Here is a 15,063-nt window from a genome sequence, read left to right on the forward strand (position 1 = left end):
CCCCACAGACTTCCTCTCCCCCAAGGAACACCACCGTGACCAGACTCAGCGTCGAGATGCTGGCAGCGGACCCCGTCGAGCCGATCACCTCGGCGGGCCACGCTCAGCTGGGCATCGCAGTACTGGCGGGCATCGCCGTCATCGTCCTGCTCATCACCAAGTTCAGGCTCCACGCCTTCCTCGCCCTGACCATCGGGTCGCTGGCGCTGGGCGCCTTCGCCGGAGCGCCCCTCGACAAGGCGATAGCCAGCTTCTCGGCCGGCCTCGGTTCGACCGTCGCCGGTGTGGGCGTCCTGATCGCGCTCGGCGCGATCCTCGGCAAGCTGCTCGCGGACTCCGGCGGCGCCGACCAGATCGTCGACACGATCCTCGCCAAGGCGGGCGGACGCTCGATGCCGTGGGCGATGGTCCTGATCGCCTCGGTGATCGGACTGCCGCTCTTCTTCGAGGTCGGCATCGTGCTGCTCATCCCGGTCGTCCTGATGGTCGCCAAGCGCGGCAACTACTCGCTGATGCGCATCGGCATCCCGGCGCTCGCGGGTCTGTCCGTGATGCACGGGCTGATCCCGCCGCACCCCGGCCCGCTGGTCGCGATCGACGCGGTCAAGGCGAACCTCGGCGTCACCCTCGCCCTCGGCATCCTGGTCGCCATCCCGACCGTGATCATCGCGGGCCCGGTCTTCTCCAAGTACGCGGCCCGCTGGGTGGACGTCCCGGCGCCGGAGAAGATGATCCCTCAGCGCGCCTCCGAGGACCTGGAGAAGCGCCCCGGCTTCGGCGTCACCATCGCCACCGTGATGCTGCCGGTCGTGCTGATGCTGGCCAAGGCGCTGGTGGACATCGTCATCGACGACCCCGAGAACATGGTGCAGCGCGTCTTCGACGTGATCGGCTCGCCGCTGATCGCCCTGCTCGCGGCCGTGCTCGTCGCCATCTTCACCCTCGGCCGGGCGGCCGGGTTCACCAAGGACCGGATCTCCTCGACCGTCGAGAAGTCCCTCGGCCCGATCGCGGGCATCCTGCTGATCGTCGGCGCGGGCGGCGGCTTCAAGCAGACGCTGATCGACTCCGGCGTGGGCCAGATGATCCTGGACATATCCAAGGACTGGTCGATACCCGCGCTGCTGCTCGCCTGGCTGATCGCGGTGGCGATCCGGCTCGCGACCGGTTCCGCGACCGTCGCCACCATCTCGGCGGCCGGTCTCGTGGCCCCGCTCGCGGCCGACATGTCGACCGCGCACGCCTCGCTGCTCGTGCTGGCCATCGGCGCCGGTTCACTGTTCTTCTCCCATGTGAACGACGCCGGGTTCTGGCTGGTCAAGGAGTACTTCGGCCTCAGCGTCGGCCAGACCATCAAGACCTGGTCGGTCATGGAGACCATCATCTCGGTGGTCGCCGGCGCGCTGGTCCTCCTCCTGTCCCTAGTGATCTAGCTCGCTCCCGGGAGTTGTACGACGATGACTCACCCTCTCTTCGACATCAGCGGCAGTACGGCACTGGTGACCGGGTCCAGCCGGGGCATCGGCCTCGCACTGGCCCGCGGCCTCGCCGAAGCGGGCTGCACGGTGGTCCTCAACGGCCGCGACACCGACCGGCTCACCAAGGCCGCCGCGGAACTGCCGGGCGAGATCCACACCGCAGCCTTCGACGTGACCGACGGCCCCTCGGTGGCGGCCGGGATAGCGGACGTCGAGGAGCGGGTGGGCCCGCTGGACATCCTCGTCAACAACGCCGGGATGCAACTGCGGGCCCCGCTCCTGGAGTTCGCCGACGCCGACTGGCACCGCATCCTCAACACCAACCTCACCAGCGCCTTCCTCGTGGGCCGCGAGGCCGCCCGCGGCATGACCGCGCGCGGACACGGCAAGATCGTCAACATCTGCTCGCTGCAGAGCGAGGTGGTACGGCCCGGGATCGCGCCGTACGCCGCCACAAAGGGCGCGCTGAAGATGCTGACCAAGGGCATGTGCGCCGACTGGGGGCCGCAGGGCGTCCAGGTGAACGGCCTGGGCCCCGGCTACATCGAGACCGAGCTGACCCAACCCCTCGTCGACGACCCGGAGTTCAGCGCCTGGGTCCGCCGAAGGACCCCGGCCGGCCGCTGGGGCCGTACGGAGGACCTGGTCGGCGGAGTCCTGTTCCTCGCCTCCCCGGCGGCGAACTTCGTCAGCGGACAGATCCTGTACGTCGACGGCGGCATGACCAGCGTTCTCTGAGTTCTCCGAACGTGAGCTCTCGGAACATGAGCTCTCCGAAAGTCTGAAGTTCCCCGAAAGGGTGTGTGCTGATGCTCGGTTGCGTGATCCACGGCCAGGACGACCTGCGCGTGGACGAACTCCCGGTCCCCTCCCCCGGCCCCGGCGAGGCCCTCGTCGCCGTACGGTACGGCGGAGTGTGCGGATCCGACCTCCACTACTGGCGACACGGCGGCGTGGGCGACTTCCGCCTCCGCGAGCCGATGGTCCTGGGCCACGAGGTGGTCGGATCGGTACTCCTCTACGGTGACAACACGTCAGGCCCCGTCCCCGGTACGCAGGTTGCGGTGCACCCCGCGACGCCCTGCGGGGTGTGCCCCGAGTGCTCCGACGGCCGCCGGAACGTGTGCCGCGACACCCGCTACCTCGGCAGCGCGGCCCGCACGCCCCACGTCCAGGGCGGCTTCGCGGCCCAAGTGGTGGTCCCCGCCGAGCAGTTGCGTACGATCCCCGCCGGGCTCCCCCTCCGCCGGGCAGCGTTGGCGGAGCCGCTCTCCGTCGCACTCCACGCGGTACGACGGGCCGGAGACGTGACCGGGAAGCACGTACTCATCACCGGTGCCGGCCCCATCGGCTGCCTGGTAGTAGCGGCGGCGAAGGCGGCGGGTGCCGCACGGGTCACGGTCACGGACCTGCTCCCACGCGCCCTGGAGTACGCGGTCGCGGCAGGGGCGGACGATGCCCTGCGCGCGGACGACCCGTCCGCTCCCGCCTGGCCCTCCGAGGTGGACACGGCCATCGAGGCCTCGGGCGTCGCCGCGGGCCTCGACACCTGCCTCCGTCTCGTACGCCGTGGCGGGGTCGTGGTCCAGCTCGGCATGCTGCCTCCGGGCCAGTCCCCCTTCGCGGGCAACCTCGTCGTCAGCCGTGAGATCGAACTCCGAGGAGCCTTCCGCTTCGACGCGGAGTTCGACGACGCACTCGCACTCCTCGCCCGAGAGCCCCGCTTCGACAACCTGGTCAGCGCGGTGGTCCCCCTCGACGAGGCGGAATCGGCTTTCACCCTGGCGGCAGACCGCGCGGAGTCCTGCAAGGTACTCCTGGACTTCGGAACACCTAGCCCCTGACAACTCGCCCGAGGGGGCGCCCTTTAGGGGCGCGGGGAACTGCGCCCCCAGCCACATCGGACCCGCACCTGCCAAACGACGGTCACCAGGCCGCCCAACCGCCGGAGGCCTACGGCCGCCAGAGCGGATGCTCCTCCTCGGCCCACTCCTTGCTGACGGACCCCGTCCGGAGCCCTCGCCGGGCCTCCGGACGGGCCATGGCCATCCCGATGTGCCCGGCAAGAACAAGGCCAATGGTCAGCGCCAGCCAGTCATGCACAAAGGTCGCACTCGTGCGCCACACGAGCGGCGCGAGATGCGTGAACCACATCAGCAACCCGGTCCCGACCATGACCAGAACGGCCCCGGCGATCCAAGCCGCGTACACCTTCTGCCCGGCGTTGAACTTCCCGGCAGGCCGCGACTCGGGCCGGGCATCACGCCGAAGCGCCGCCCGCAGCCACACGCCATCGTGCGGCCCGAACCGATTGAGCAACCGCAGGTCCTTCCGGAAGGCCCGCGAGACGAGCCCGGCAAGGACAGGCACCGGCAACAACAGCCCGGACCACTCGTGCACCCGCACGACCAACTCGCGCCGCCCGACGAGTTCGGCGAGCTGCGGCAGGTACAGACAGGCCGCGGTCGCCACGCACACCCCCATCAACACGGCCGTCACCCGGTGCACCCACCGCTCGGCGGGCGAGAACCGCGGCACCCGCACCGCACCCGCAAAGCGCTCCCCGGTGTTCGGCACCCGGTCGGCGGCCCCCGGCGCCTCGGCCTCAGGTCGCGTCATCGTCCCGTCCGTTCGATCGGCCGACCCACGCGTCCACGTCGTACCCCCGGTCCTCCCAGTAGCCGGGCCGGACGTCCGACGTGAGGGTGATGCCGGAGAGCCACTTCGCGGACTTGTAGAAGTACATGGGGGCGACATAGAGACGGACAGGACCACCATGCGAATGGTTCAGATCCTTGTCCTGCATACGCAGCGCCACGAGGACGTCGGCACGGCGGGCCTGGGCCAGGGTCAGGCTCTCCGAGTACGCGCCGTCGAAGCAGGTGAACCGAACCGCCCCGGCCGTGGAGCGCACCCCCGCGGCATCCAGCAACTGGGACAGTCGTACGCCTTCGAAGGGCGTGTCGGGCACTCTCCACCCCGTGACGCACTGGACGTCACGCACCATGCGGGTCTGCGGCAGGGCACGCAGATCGGCCAGCGTGTACGTGGCGGGGTGGTCGACCAGGCCGTCGATCTTGAGGCGGTAGGTGTCCTCGTTCTTGTGCGGGACGGACGAGGTGACCGAGTAGTAGCGGAAGCCGCCGCCGTTGGGGAGCAGGCCGGTCAGCCCGGTCGGGTCCTTGTCCGCGGCACCGCCGAGGAAGGACTCCAGGCCGCGCTGGAGTGTGGGAGCGGTGGCCACGCCGAGTGCGCCGAGCCCGAGCATCCCGAGCATGAGCCGCCGCCCCACGGGGGTGCCGTTCCCCTCCGGATCCGAAGCAGTCGGTTGTTCCATCTTCACGTACTGATTCGAACACCCTTGGTCCCCGGAAGCCAGGGGCCAAGGGTGTCCGTCAGAGTTCCGTAATCACTTCTTACGGCTTTCTCAGAAGCGCGGCACTCGTGTTTCTCAGAAGCGCGGCACTCGTGCGACCGAGCCGCTCACTCGTCGGCCCCGGCCGCCTTCTCCAGCTGGAACGCCTCGTTGCCGAGCCCGATCCTGGCGTGCGCCTCGGGCTTGCGGGCCTGCAGGTAGAGGCCCTGGAGGATGCCCGCCACGGCGGCCAGCACGATGATGCCGGGCAGCACCCAGCTCAGCGAGGAGCCGGGTCCCGCGCCGACGAGGACGTCGAAGTCCTTGACGGTGTAGACGGCGATGACGAGCAGCGACACACCGGCGATCACGGAGGCCACGAGGCGCCAGGCCTGGGCTCCCGCGGCGCCCCGGCGGGCGAAGAACACGACGACGGAGAGCGAGGCCGCGGCCATCAGCACGATGACGCCGAGGGCGCCGACGTTGCCCATCCAGGTGAACAGCTGCAGCACGGGCGCGGTCGGGTCACCGGTCGGCTTGTCGTCGGCGACGGCGAACGCCCCGACGACCACCACGGCGATGACGGTCTGCAGCAGCGATCCGGTGCCGGGCGCGCCGCTCGCGCCCGTGGTCCTGCCGAACACCGAGGGCAGCAGGCCCTCACGTCCCATGGCGAAGGCGTACCGCGCGACGACGTTGTGGAAGCTGAGCATCGCCGCGAACATGCCGGTCACGAAGAGCACATGGAGCACATCGGTGAACGTCCCGCCGAGCCGTTCGTCGGTGAGGAAGAACAGCAGTCCGGCGCTCTGCTTCTGGGAGGTGCCGACGATCGCGGAGGGCCCCGCGGCGACGGTCAGCGCCCAGGAGCTGATCGCGAAGAAGACGGCGACGAAGCCGATGGCGAGGAACATCACGCGCGGGACCAGGATGTGCGGGCGGCTGGTCTCCTCCGCGTACACGGGGGCCTGCTCGAAGCCGAGGAACGCGGCGATGCAGAAGCACAGGGCGGTGCCGAGCCCGGCCCCGGTGAGGGTGTCGGGGTTGAAGGCGTGCAGCGACAGGCCTTCCTTGGCGGGGTCGGCGACGGCCGCGATGTCAAAAATAACAACGAGGGCGACCTCGATGACCAGCAGTACGCCGAGCACCCGCGCGTTCACGTCGATCTTCAGCCAGCCGAGCGCGCCGACGACGAGGGCGGCCACCAACGCCGGTATCCACCAGGCGACTTCGACCTCGAGGTAGGTGGCGAAGAGGCCGGACACCTCGAAGCCGAAGATGCCGTAGATGCCGATCTGCAGCGCGTTGTACGCGACGAGCGCGACCGCGGCGGCACCCGAGCCGGCGGTGCCGCCGAGGCCTCGGGAGATGTACGCGTAGAAGGCGCCCGCGTTGTGGACGTGGCGGCTCATCTCGGCGTAGCCGACGCTGAAGAGGACGAGCACGATGCCGAGAAGGACGAAGAGCAGTGGCTGGCCGACGATGCCCATCACCGCGAATGTGGTGGGCATGACACCCGCGACCACCATGAGGGGGGCGGTCGCGGCGAGGACGGAGAGCAGCAGTCCCCCCGTGCCGAGCCGGTCGGAACGCAGGGCACGGTCCTGGCCCTTGAATGTACTGATGCCGCTGTCGGCGGCGGCCTGTCTACTCGTGCTCGACGCACTTGAGGTATGCGAACTGCCCGTCGTCATGGCGGGGTTGTCCTTTCGGATGCTTCGGACGCTTAGGTGGCTACGGTGTTCAGGAGCTCTTGTTCAGACCGTGCCGAGCACGCTGTCGCGTGCGGCACGGAAGGCTTTGTGGGGGTCGCGGTCGGGGTACGACCACGGCACCGGGGTGGCGTACGGCCCGATGCGATGGAAGAGGGCGGCGGCCTCGGCGCCCCGGCCCTCGCAGAACTTGGCGTGGGCAAGGAAGTTGAGGTCGATCTGGCTGCGGGGATGGTCGTCGCGCTCCCACTCCAGCCACCAGTCGAAGGCGGCTTTCATCACCTGGCGGGCGCGGCGTCCGACCCAGTGGCCGGAGGCCACGGGATCGGCGGGCTCGATTCCGGCGGCGGCCAGGACGCGATAGCGCTCGGCGTGCGCGACGACGGGAAGGACGGCCAACGGCGAGTCGGCGGGCGCCTGTTCGGCCGACCAGGTCGCGAAGTCGTAGACCTCGTGCAGGGGGTCCTGCCCGGCGTCAGGTCTTCGCTCGGCGAGCCGGGCCACCATCAGATGGTGGGCGTGGTGGTGGTCGGCATACCGGTGCCGCACCTCGTCGAAGAGCTGGACCACCTCCTGCTCACCGCCGAGCACGCGCTCCAGCATCAGCAGCCCGAGCCAGGGCGTGGGGTCGGCGGGCAGCAGCCCGGCCGCGACACGACAGGCCTCGCGAGCCCGGGCGGGCTTGTCCTTGCCGTTCAGGGCACGCTGCACGGTGGCGAGGGCGAGCAGCACGGAGGCGTCGCCCGACTCGGGCTCGGCGACCAGCCAGTCGCGGGCCCAGGCCTGGGTGCTGGACTCCTGCGCGAGGGTGGTGACGCGATGACCTCGGCGGTCCCAGTCGTCGCCGGTCGCGACGAGCAGAGCGCGTACGGCTGTCCACCGGCCCTGGGCCAACGCGGCGCGGGCGGCGACGAGTTCGGCGTCGTCGAGCGCGGCGTCGAAGGCCTGGGCCGAACGCTTGCGACCGCGTCCCAGGGGTGGTGGGGGTGGAGACACCGCGGAACTTCCTCACACGACGCGGTAATTCGGTGGGCATTTTGTGCAACCGGTTGACATTTACCGGAGGTTGGATTCTGTCAGGGGCCAATTACGGACAGCCAACCCCCAGCCAATGGTTCTCGTCAAGCCCGGGCAGTGCTTTACACGCGTCAACAACCTGTCGACGGCCCCCAGTTGAGGCCGCCGCAACCCCACCGTCAGCCGACAGCCTTCGCCGCGGCCCGCCCAGCCGCACGCCCCGAAAAGAGACATCCACCGAGGAACGTCCCTTCCAGGGACCGGTATCCGTGCACTCCGCCGCCGCCGAACCCGGCCGCCTCCCCCGCCGCGTACACCCCGGACAGCGGGTCGCCGCCCTCGGTGAGGACCTGGGACGAGAGGTCGGTCTCCAGACCGCCGAGCGTCTTACGGGTCAGAATGTTCAGCCGTACGGCGATGAGAGGCCCGGCCTTGGGGTCGAGGATGCGGTGCGGAGTGGCCGTACGGATCAGCTTGTCACCGAGATAGGCACGGGCCCCGCGAATGGCCGTGACCTGCAGATCCTTGGTGAACGGATTGGCGATCTCCCGATCGCGCGCGGTGATCTCCTGCCGAAGCACCGCCTCATCGATGAGCGACTCCTTGGTGAGCGCGTTCATACCCCGCACCAGCGCACCAAGATCCTTCTCCACCACGAAATCGACGCCCTTGTCCATGAACGCCTGCACCGGCCCCGGCACGTCGGCCCGCGCCCGCTGGAACACGCCCTTGACGGACTTGCCCGTCAGATCGGGGTTCTGCTCGGAACCCGAGAGCGCGAACTCCTTGCCGATGATCTTCTGGTCGAGCACGAACCATGTGTAGTCGTACCCGGTCTTCATGATGTGTTCGAGAGTGCCGAGGGTGTCGAAGCCGGGGAAGAGCGGGACCGGCAGCCGCTTGCCCCGCGCGTCCAGCCACAACGACGAAGGCCCGGGCAGGATGCGGATGCCGTGCTTCTCCCAGATCGGGTTCCAGTTCTGGATGCCCTCGGTGTAGTGCCACATGCGGTCGCGATTGATGAGACGCGCACCCGCACCCTCCGTGATCGCGAGCATCTCGCCATCCACATGGGCAGGCACCCCGGAGATCATCCGCTCGGGCGGAGTACCGAGCCGCGCGGGCCAGTTGGCTCGCACAAGATCATGATTGCCCCCAATACCACCGGACGTGACGATCACCGCCTGGGCCTTGAACTCGAAGGCGCCGGCGACAACGCGCCCACTGGCCTGTCCCCGCAGGATGTCCGACGGCTCAAGCACCTCACCGCTCACGGTGTCGATGTCACCCGCGCTCCGCGACAGCCCGGTGACCCGATGCCGGAACTTGAGCTGGACGAGCCCCCGGGCAACCCCCGCCCGCACCCGCCGCTCGAAAGGCGCGACAAGCCCGGGCCCCGTACCCCAAGTGATGTGGAACCGAGGCACGGAATTGCCATGCCCATTGGCGTCATAACCACCCCGCTCGGCCCACCCCACCACGGGAAACCACCGAACGCCCTGCTTGTGCAGCCAGGACCGCTTCTCGCCGGCCGCGAAGTCGACGTACGCCTCGGCCCACTTCCGGGGCCAGTGGTCCTCCGGGCGGTCGAAGCCCGCGGTGCCCATCCAGTCCTGGAGGGCCAGCGCGTGACTGTCCTTGATCCGCATCCGGCGCTGCTCGGGAGAGTCCACGAAGAAGAGCCCGCCGAACGACCAGTGCGCCTGGCCGCCGATCGACTGCTCCGGCTCCTGGTCGAGAAGGATCACCTTTCGCCCCGCGTCGACGAGCTCCGCGGTCGCCGCGAGCCCGGCGAGGCCCGCCCCGATCACGATCACATCTGCGTCGTACGCCATGAGCAGTGCCTCCTCGGCCTTGTTACTGGTCGGTCAGATCCTTGGGCAACGGAGTGACCCAGTCAACTGCCGGGTTCCGCGGACTCGGGCTACAGTCGGTCGATACCCGCACCCCGCCCCGCCACCGTCCGAAATCCCCGAGGTACGCAGCGTGTCGGTTCTGGTTCTCCTCCTCTCCGTCGGCGCGGCCTGCTGTCTCGGATTCGGATTCGTCCTCCAGCAGAACGCCGCCTCGCACGCTCCGCTGGGCGACTTCCTCTCCCCCCGCCTGCTCCTCGACCTGGTGCGGGTACCTCGCTGGCTGGGCGGCATCGGACTGATGGTCGTGGGCATGGTGCTGGGCGCGATCGCCCTCTCGAACGGCGAGATCTCCCTCGTCGAACCACTGCTCGCGACGAACCTGGTATTTGCACTCGTACTCTCCCGCCGCCAGACCCGACAGCCGCTCGGCCGACAGGGCTGGGCCGGGCTGCTCCTCCTCGCAGGCGGCGTAACGGCGTTCATCGTGGCGGGCCAGCCCCAGGGCGGCGACGCCCGCACGGACCCGTTCCGCCAGTGGCTGATCATCGGCGTAGTACTCGGCCTCGCCCTACTCCTCACCACCTACGCCAAGCGATCCCTGCTGAGCGCAGGACCGGTACTCCTCGGCGCGGCAGCCGGACTCCTCTACGGCGTCCAGGACGCCCTCACCCGCGTGAGCGGCCAACGCTTCTCCGACGGCGGCTGGATCGCGCTGGCCACGGGCTGGCAGGTCTACGGGGTAATAGCACTCGGCATCACAGGACTCGTACTGGTCCAGAGCGCCTTCGAGACGGCACCCCTCCGAATGTCACTGCCCGCACTCACCGCCGCACAGCCGCTCGCAGGCATCGCCTGCGGCGTGGGCTTCCTCGGGGACCGACTCCGCACCGACGCGGGCGCCCTGACCTGGGAGGCTCTGGGCCTGGCCGGGATCGTGGTCGGCGTCGTACTGCTGGGCATGCATCCCGCGATGCCGAGCGGTGCGGCACCCAAGGAACGAGTCCGGGTCCAGGTATGAGTTCCGCCGACGAGATCCTCGACGTCGTCGACGCGAACGACGAGGTAGTCGGGCAGGCGAGACGCGGGGACGTATACACACAGGGAATGCGCCACCGCTGCGCCTTCATCCAGGTCAGAGACGCACAAGGCCGACTGTTCATCCACCGCCGCACCCCCACCAAACTGGTGTTCCCCTCCCTCTACGACATGTTCGTGGGCGGAGTCGTAGGCGCGGGCGAGACGTACGACGAAGCGGCACTCCGGGAGGCCGAGGAGGAACTCGGCGTCTCCGGGCTCCCCCGACCGACCTTTCTCTTCAAGTTCCTGTACGACGACGGGGCCGGGAAGTCCTGGTGGTCGGCGGTGTACGAGGTGCTCTGCGAGCTGCCGGTGAAGCCTCAGGTCGAAGAGGTCGCCTGGCATGGCTTCCTCCCGGAGGTGGAGGTGCGGCGGCGCTTGACGGAGTGGGAGTGGGTGCCGGACGGTTTGGCGGCGTATTCGCGGCTGCGGGCTTTGCGGGAACGGGGCTGAGTTTCGCCTGGGGGCCGTGGTGCTGGTTGCGCAGTTCCCCGCGCCCCTGGGTGGGTGGGGTTGGAGTCGGTGCGTCTGTGCGGGTTCATCGTGGCTAGGTGCGCGGTTCCTCGCGCCCCTGAGGGGGTGGGTGGGGGCTGAGGTCGGTGTTTTTGTGCGGGTTCGTCGTGGCTAGGTGCGCGGTTCCTCGCGCCCCTGAAGGGGGTGGGTGGGGTTGGAGGCGGTGTGTTGGTGCGGGTTCGTCGTGGCTGGCGTGCGCGGTTCCTCGCGCCCCTGAGGGGGAGGGGCTGGGAGAGAGGGCTGAGGGTGGCTGGTTTCGTCGGGCCGCAGGTGTCGGCGTGACTGGGGCGGGGCCGTGTCGGTGTGTCAACGTTCGCGACGTACGGCTCCCGCTGGGGGCGGTCACCAATGAAACTCAGGGCCGTACGCCCAGCAGTCGCGAACGTGACACACCGGCACGGCCCCGCCCCACCCACCGACAACAGGCGCCACCCCAGCCATGGGTAAGGTCCTACAGGTGATCGAATTCAGGCGGAACATCCAGTTGTGGTTCGCACCTGAGCGGATCAAGGAAGACGGCCGCACACCGGACTACCGCTTCTCCCTCGCGAACGAGCGGACGTTTCTGGCCTGGCTGCGAACCTCGCTCGCACTGATCGGCGGCGGCTTCGCCGTGGACCAGTTCCTTCCGGACCTGCGATGGGCCTGGCGAGCCGGCCTGGCGCTCGGCCTCCTCGGCGCCGGAGTCCTGTGCGCGCTCCGGGCCGTGAACCACTGGGTGCGCTGCGAGCAGGCGATGCGCCGCGGCGAGGACCTGCCGGTGTCGCGGTTCCCGGCACTCCTGAGCATCGGTGTGGCCATCGTGGCCGTCGCCATGGTCGTGGTCGTGCTGTTCGGATGGGAGGGGTGATGGAGCCCCACCAGAACACAGGGGACGACCGGGACCCCGGCCTGCAGCCGGAACGTACACGGCTGGCATGGCGACGTACGACCCTGGCGGGAACCGTCGCGACCGTACTGGCCGTGAAAGCGGCACTGAACGGCGGACCGGACGCGCCGGGCATCACAGTGGCCGCACTCTGCTGCGCGCTCTGGCTGGCATTCCTCGCCGTTGCACACCAGAGGATCCGCGTACTGGCCGAGGGCGGCGAGCCAACCACGCTCACCCCGAGGATCGCCGGCACCGCCGCCCTCTGCACGGTCGCACTGGCGGCATGCGCGGTGGCCCTCATCCTCTGAGGCGCCACCCGCTCGCCCCTCCGAGGCATCCGAACAACACGCACGCCACCTTGGACCGATATGCGGCTTTTATCTGGCTAGCCTGACCGGCGTCACACTCCGCACCCCCTCCGAAGGCGAGCACCATGACCACCCTCCACCAGGAACACACGGCCCACGAGCACGCCCACGGCCCGGACTGCGGGCACGCCGAGGTGCCGCACGGCGACCACGTCGACTACGCGCACGACGGGCATCTGCACCGCCAGCACTCGGGACACTGGGACGAGTGCGAGCCGGGCGGGCACACCGCCCACGAGGCACACAGCCACGAGCACGGCGCGGACTGCGGGCACGCCGCCGTGACGCACGGCGACCACGTGGACTACGTTCATGACGGTCATCGCCACGCCCAGCACGACGGGCACTGGGACGACCACTAGGCGACCGCCGGGCACGAAAACAGGAACCCCCCGAGTCGCCGACGACGACTCGGGGGGTTCTTCGTGACCGAGACGCCAATCACGTTTCGCCCCTGCACTGGACTGCATACCGACCGGTCGGCATCATGTGAGGGGAGCCCCATTTCCCGGCGTACGGAGGAAACACGATGAGTTCAGACCACCCGCCAGGTCTCGATCTCGACCGCCTGCGCGGCCTGCTCGACAGCGAGCGGCCCGGACTGGTCGACGGCCCGTTGACCGGCCGGCTGATCGAGGGCGGACGGTCGAACCTCACGTACGCGGTGACGGACGGCACCTCGAAGTGGGTCGTACGCCGCCCCCCACTGGGCCACGTCCTGGCGACCGCACACGACATGAAGCGCGAGCACCGGGTGATCAGCGCGCTGCACCCGACAGCGGTCCCCGTGCCACGCACGCGCCTGCTGTGCGAGGACGTGGAGGTATTGGGCGCGCCGTTCTACGTCATGGACTTCGTGGAGGGCACGCCCTACCGGACCGCCGAGCAACTGGCCCCGCTGGGCCCGGAGCGCACGCGCGGCGCGGTACTCGGCCTGGTGGACACGCTGGTGGAGCTGCACGCGGTGGACCCGGCCGAGGTGGGCCTCGCCGACTTCGGCCGCCCCGAGGGCTTCCTGGACCGCCAACTGAGGCGCTGGGGCAAGCAGTTGGACGCCTCCCGCAACCGCGACCTGGCGGGGATCGACGAACTGCACGCAGCACTGGGCCGCGAGCTGCCTAACTCCCCCACGGCCACCGTCGTACACGGCGACTACCGCCTCGACAACGTGCTGATCGGCGAGGACGACGAGATCAAGGCGATCCTCGACTGGGAGATGTCCACGCTGGGCGACCCGCTCACCGACCTGGGGCTGCTGGTGATGTACAGCATCCCGCTCGGCATGCCCGACTCGCCGGTCTCCACGACGGCCACGGCCGCCGGGCATCCGACGCCGGCGGAGCTGATCGAGCGGTACGCCGCGCGCTCGGGGCGCGACGTGTCCGCCGTCGCCTGGTACACGGCGTTCGCGTGGTTCAAGCTCGCCGTGATCCTGGAGGGCATCCACTACCGCTACACACTCGGCCAGACCGTCGGCGCGGGCTTCGACCGCATCGGCGACCTGGTCCCCGTCTTCATCGAGCACGGCCTGACCACTCTTCAGGAAGGCTGACCGGCCATGGACTTCGCATTCGACGCACGCACCGAGGAGCTCCGCGCCAAGCTTCTCGCCTTCATGGACGAGTACGTCTATCCGGCGGAGGCGGTCGCCCACGAGCAGCGCCAGCAGCTGGCCTCGCCGTGGGACACCCCGGCCGTGGTCGAGGAGTTGAAGGCGGAGGCCCGCCGCCAGGGCCTGTGGAACCTCTTCCTCCCGGACTCCGAGTACGGGGCGGGGCTGACGAACCTCCAGTACGCGCCACTCGCCGAAATCACGGGCCGTTCCCCGCAGTTGGCGCCGACCGCGCTGAACTGCGCGGCGCCGGACACGGGCAACATGGAGGTGCTCGCGCAGTTCGGCGACGAGCAGCAGAAGAAGCAGTGGCTGGAGCCGCTGCTCGCCGGTGAGATCCGTTCGGCGTTCGCGATGACGGAGCCGGAGGTGGCTTCGTCCGACGCCACGAACATCACGACGCTGATCGAGCGGGACGGCGACGAGTACGTCGTGTCCGGCCGCAAGTGGTACATCTCCGGGGCGATGAACCCGGACTGCAAGATCTTCATCGTGATGGGCAAGACGGATCCTGACGGGTCGGACATCCGCCGCCAGCAGTCGATGGTGCTGGTGCCGCGGGACACGCCGGGCGTCGAGGTCAGGCGTGCGATGCAGGTGTACGGCTACGAGGACCACTCCCACGGGGGCCACGCGGAGGTCGTCTTCCACGGGGCGCGGGTTCCGGCCTCGAACCTCATCGGCGAGGAGGGCGGCGGCTTCGCGATCGCGCAGGCGCGGCTGGGTCCGGGCCGGATCCACCACTGCATGCGGCTGATCGGGATGGCCGAGCGGGCGATCGAGTTGATGTGCCGGCGGGCGGTGTCCCGTACGGCCTTCGGCAAGTCGCTGGCCCAGCAGGGGGTCGTGCACAACTGGATCGCGGATGCGCGGGTGGCGGTCGAGCAGTTGCGTCTGCTCGTCCTCAAGACGGCCTGGATGATGGACACGGTCGGCAACAAGGGGGCTCACGCCGAGATCCAGGCCATCAAGATCGCGACGCCTCGTACGGTCGTCGACATCATCGACAAGGCAGTCCAGCTCCACGGTGCCGGCGGAGTCAGTCAGGACTTCCCTCTTGCCGAACTCTGGGCAGGCGCGCGCACCTTGAAACTGGCCGACGGTCCGGACGAGGTCCACCAGCGGTCGCTGGCCCGCCGGGAACTGAAGCGCTACGTCTGACCTGCCGGGGCGAGGGGACAAACTTTCCTCGCCCCCGCCGCCC

15 protein-coding genes are annotated in these 15,063 nt (G+C 69.4%); 10 read left to right on the forward strand and 5 right to left on the reverse strand.

Annotation, left to right across the window (positions count from 1 at the left end):
- Positions 1-35 precede the first annotated feature (35 nt).
- From AOK17_RS32890 to AOK17_RS32900, 3 genes are all read left to right on the forward strand, one after another.
- On the forward strand, positions 36-1,433 hold the full coding sequence (locus tag AOK17_RS32890; protein ID WP_055616232.1) for a GntT/GntP/DsdX family permease: 1,398 nt from the start codon (positions 36-38) through the stop codon (positions 1,431-1,433).
- A 24-nt stretch (positions 1,434-1,457) separates the two neighbouring features.
- The gene (locus tag AOK17_RS32895) at positions 1,458-2,216 is read left to right on the forward strand and encodes an SDR family oxidoreductase (RefSeq protein WP_055616233.1); all 759 of its coding nucleotides are present in this window, start codon (positions 1,458-1,460) and stop codon (positions 2,214-2,216) included.
- 71 nt (positions 2,217-2,287) lie between these two features.
- Entirely contained in the window at positions 2,288-3,322 is a 1,035-nt protein-coding gene (locus AOK17_RS32900) for an L-idonate 5-dehydrogenase (protein ID WP_055616244.1), read from the forward strand.
- A 109-nt stretch (positions 3,323-3,431) separates the two neighbouring features.
- Here AOK17_RS32900 and AOK17_RS32905 read toward each other — a convergent pair whose 3' ends face one another.
- The 5 genes from AOK17_RS32905 to AOK17_RS32925 form a co-directional block, all read right to left on the reverse strand.
- On the reverse strand, positions 3,432-4,097 hold the full coding sequence (locus tag AOK17_RS32905) for a cytochrome b/b6 domain-containing protein (RefSeq protein ID WP_079053418.1): 666 nt from the start codon (positions 4,095-4,097) through the stop codon (positions 3,432-3,434).
- On the reverse strand, positions 4,084-4,815 hold the full coding sequence (locus AOK17_RS32910) for a molybdopterin-dependent oxidoreductase (protein ID WP_055616246.1): 732 nt from the start codon (positions 4,813-4,815) through the stop codon (positions 4,084-4,086). Before AOK17_RS32910 ends, AOK17_RS32905 begins: the two co-directional genes overlap by 14 nt.
- A 146-nt stretch (positions 4,816-4,961) precedes the next feature.
- Positions 4,962-6,527, reverse strand: a complete 1,566-nt coding sequence (locus AOK17_RS32915) for an APC family permease (protein ID WP_055616234.1) — start codon at positions 6,525-6,527, stop codon at positions 4,962-4,964.
- A gap of 63 nt (positions 6,528-6,590) precedes the next feature.
- Entirely contained in the window at positions 6,591-7,541 is a 951-nt protein-coding gene (locus AOK17_RS32920) for a tetratricopeptide repeat protein (protein WP_055616235.1), read from the reverse strand.
- Positions 7,542-7,741: 200 nt separating this feature from the next.
- Positions 7,742-9,397 carry an FAD-binding dehydrogenase gene (locus AOK17_RS32925; protein WP_055616236.1) on the reverse strand — a complete coding sequence of 552 codons (1,656 nt, stop codon included), beginning with the start codon at positions 9,395-9,397 and terminating at the stop codon, positions 7,742-7,744.
- Positions 9,398-9,548: 151 nt separating this feature from the next.
- Between AOK17_RS32925 and AOK17_RS32930 the strand changes: the two genes are divergently transcribed.
- The 7 genes from AOK17_RS32930 to AOK17_RS32960 all read left to right on the forward strand — a co-directional run bounded on the left by AOK17_RS32930 (position 9,549) and on the right by AOK17_RS32960 (position 15,020).
- The gene (locus AOK17_RS32930; protein WP_055616237.1) at positions 9,549-10,436 is read left to right on the forward strand and encodes a DMT family transporter; all 888 of its coding nucleotides are present in this window, start codon (positions 9,549-9,551) and stop codon (positions 10,434-10,436) included.
- Positions 10,433-10,948 (forward strand): NUDIX domain-containing protein, encoded by a 516-nt coding sequence (locus AOK17_RS32935; protein ID WP_055616238.1) that lies wholly within the window; start codon positions 10,433-10,435, stop codon positions 10,946-10,948. Before AOK17_RS32930 ends, AOK17_RS32935 begins: the two co-directional genes overlap by 4 nt.
- 517 nt (positions 10,949-11,465) lie before the next feature.
- On the forward strand, positions 11,466-11,858 hold the full coding sequence (locus tag AOK17_RS32940; RefSeq protein WP_055616239.1) for a YidH family protein: 393 nt from the start codon (positions 11,466-11,468) through the stop codon (positions 11,856-11,858).
- Entirely contained in the window at positions 11,858-12,187 is a 330-nt protein-coding gene (locus AOK17_RS32945; RefSeq protein ID WP_055616240.1) for a DUF202 domain-containing protein, read from the forward strand. The genes AOK17_RS32940 and AOK17_RS32945 overlap by 1 nt, the downstream gene beginning before the upstream one ends.
- A 125-nt stretch (positions 12,188-12,312) precedes the next feature.
- Positions 12,313-12,609 (forward strand): hypothetical protein, encoded by a 297-nt coding sequence (locus AOK17_RS32950; protein ID WP_055616241.1) that lies wholly within the window; start codon positions 12,313-12,315, stop codon positions 12,607-12,609.
- A gap of 167 nt (positions 12,610-12,776) precedes the next feature.
- Complete coding sequence (locus AOK17_RS32955; RefSeq protein ID WP_055616242.1) at positions 12,777-13,799, forward strand: phosphotransferase family protein; 1,023 nt, start codon at positions 12,777-12,779, stop codon at positions 13,797-13,799.
- A gap of 6 nt (positions 13,800-13,805) precedes the next feature.
- A complete protein-coding gene (locus AOK17_RS32960) occupies positions 13,806-15,020 on the forward strand; it encodes an acyl-CoA dehydrogenase family protein (RefSeq protein WP_055616243.1) in 1,215 nt (404 codons plus the stop codon).
- The last annotated feature ends 43 nt before the right edge of the window (positions 15,021-15,063 follow it).

The organism is Streptomyces phaeochromogenes (assembly GCF_001418655.1).
Lineage (GTDB): Bacteria > Actinomycetota > Actinomycetes > Streptomycetales > Streptomycetaceae > Streptomyces > Streptomyces phaeochromogenes.

What these genes read in the sequence shown, in the direction of transcription:
- AOK17_RS32895 (WP_055616233.1), top strand. Translation starts at nt 1,458, where the DNA reads ATGACTCACCCTCTCTTCGACATCAGCGGCAGTACGGCACTGGTGACC.
- AOK17_RS32900 (WP_055616244.1), top strand. Translation starts at nt 2,288, where the DNA reads ATGCTCGGTTGCGTGATCCACGGCCAGGACGACCTGCGCGTGGACGAA.
- AOK17_RS32905 (WP_079053418.1), bottom strand. Translation starts at nt 4,097, where the DNA reads ATGACGCGACCTGAGGCCGAGGCGCCGGGGGCCGCCGACCGGGTGCCG.
- AOK17_RS32910 (WP_055616246.1), bottom strand. Translation starts at nt 4,815, where the DNA reads ATGGAACAACCGACTGCTTCGGATCCGGAGGGGAACGGCACCCCCGTG.
- AOK17_RS32915 (WP_055616234.1), bottom strand. Translation starts at nt 6,527, where the DNA reads ATGACGACGGGCAGTTCGCATACCTCAAGTGCGTCGAGCACGAGTAGA.
- AOK17_RS32925 (WP_055616236.1), bottom strand. Translation starts at nt 9,397, where the DNA reads ATGGCGTACGACGCAGATGTGATCGTGATCGGGGCGGGCCTCGCCGGG.
- AOK17_RS32935 (WP_055616238.1), top strand. Translation starts at nt 10,433, where the DNA reads ATGAGTTCCGCCGACGAGATCCTCGACGTCGTCGACGCGAACGACGAG.
- AOK17_RS32945 (WP_055616240.1), top strand. Translation starts at nt 11,858, where the DNA reads ATGGAGCCCCACCAGAACACAGGGGACGACCGGGACCCCGGCCTGCAG.
- AOK17_RS32950 (WP_055616241.1), top strand. Translation starts at nt 12,313, where the DNA reads ATGACCACCCTCCACCAGGAACACACGGCCCACGAGCACGCCCACGGC.
- AOK17_RS32955 (WP_055616242.1), top strand. Translation starts at nt 12,777, where the DNA reads ATGAGTTCAGACCACCCGCCAGGTCTCGATCTCGACCGCCTGCGCGGC.
- AOK17_RS32960 (WP_055616243.1), top strand. Translation starts at nt 13,806, where the DNA reads ATGGACTTCGCATTCGACGCACGCACCGAGGAGCTCCGCGCCAAGCTT.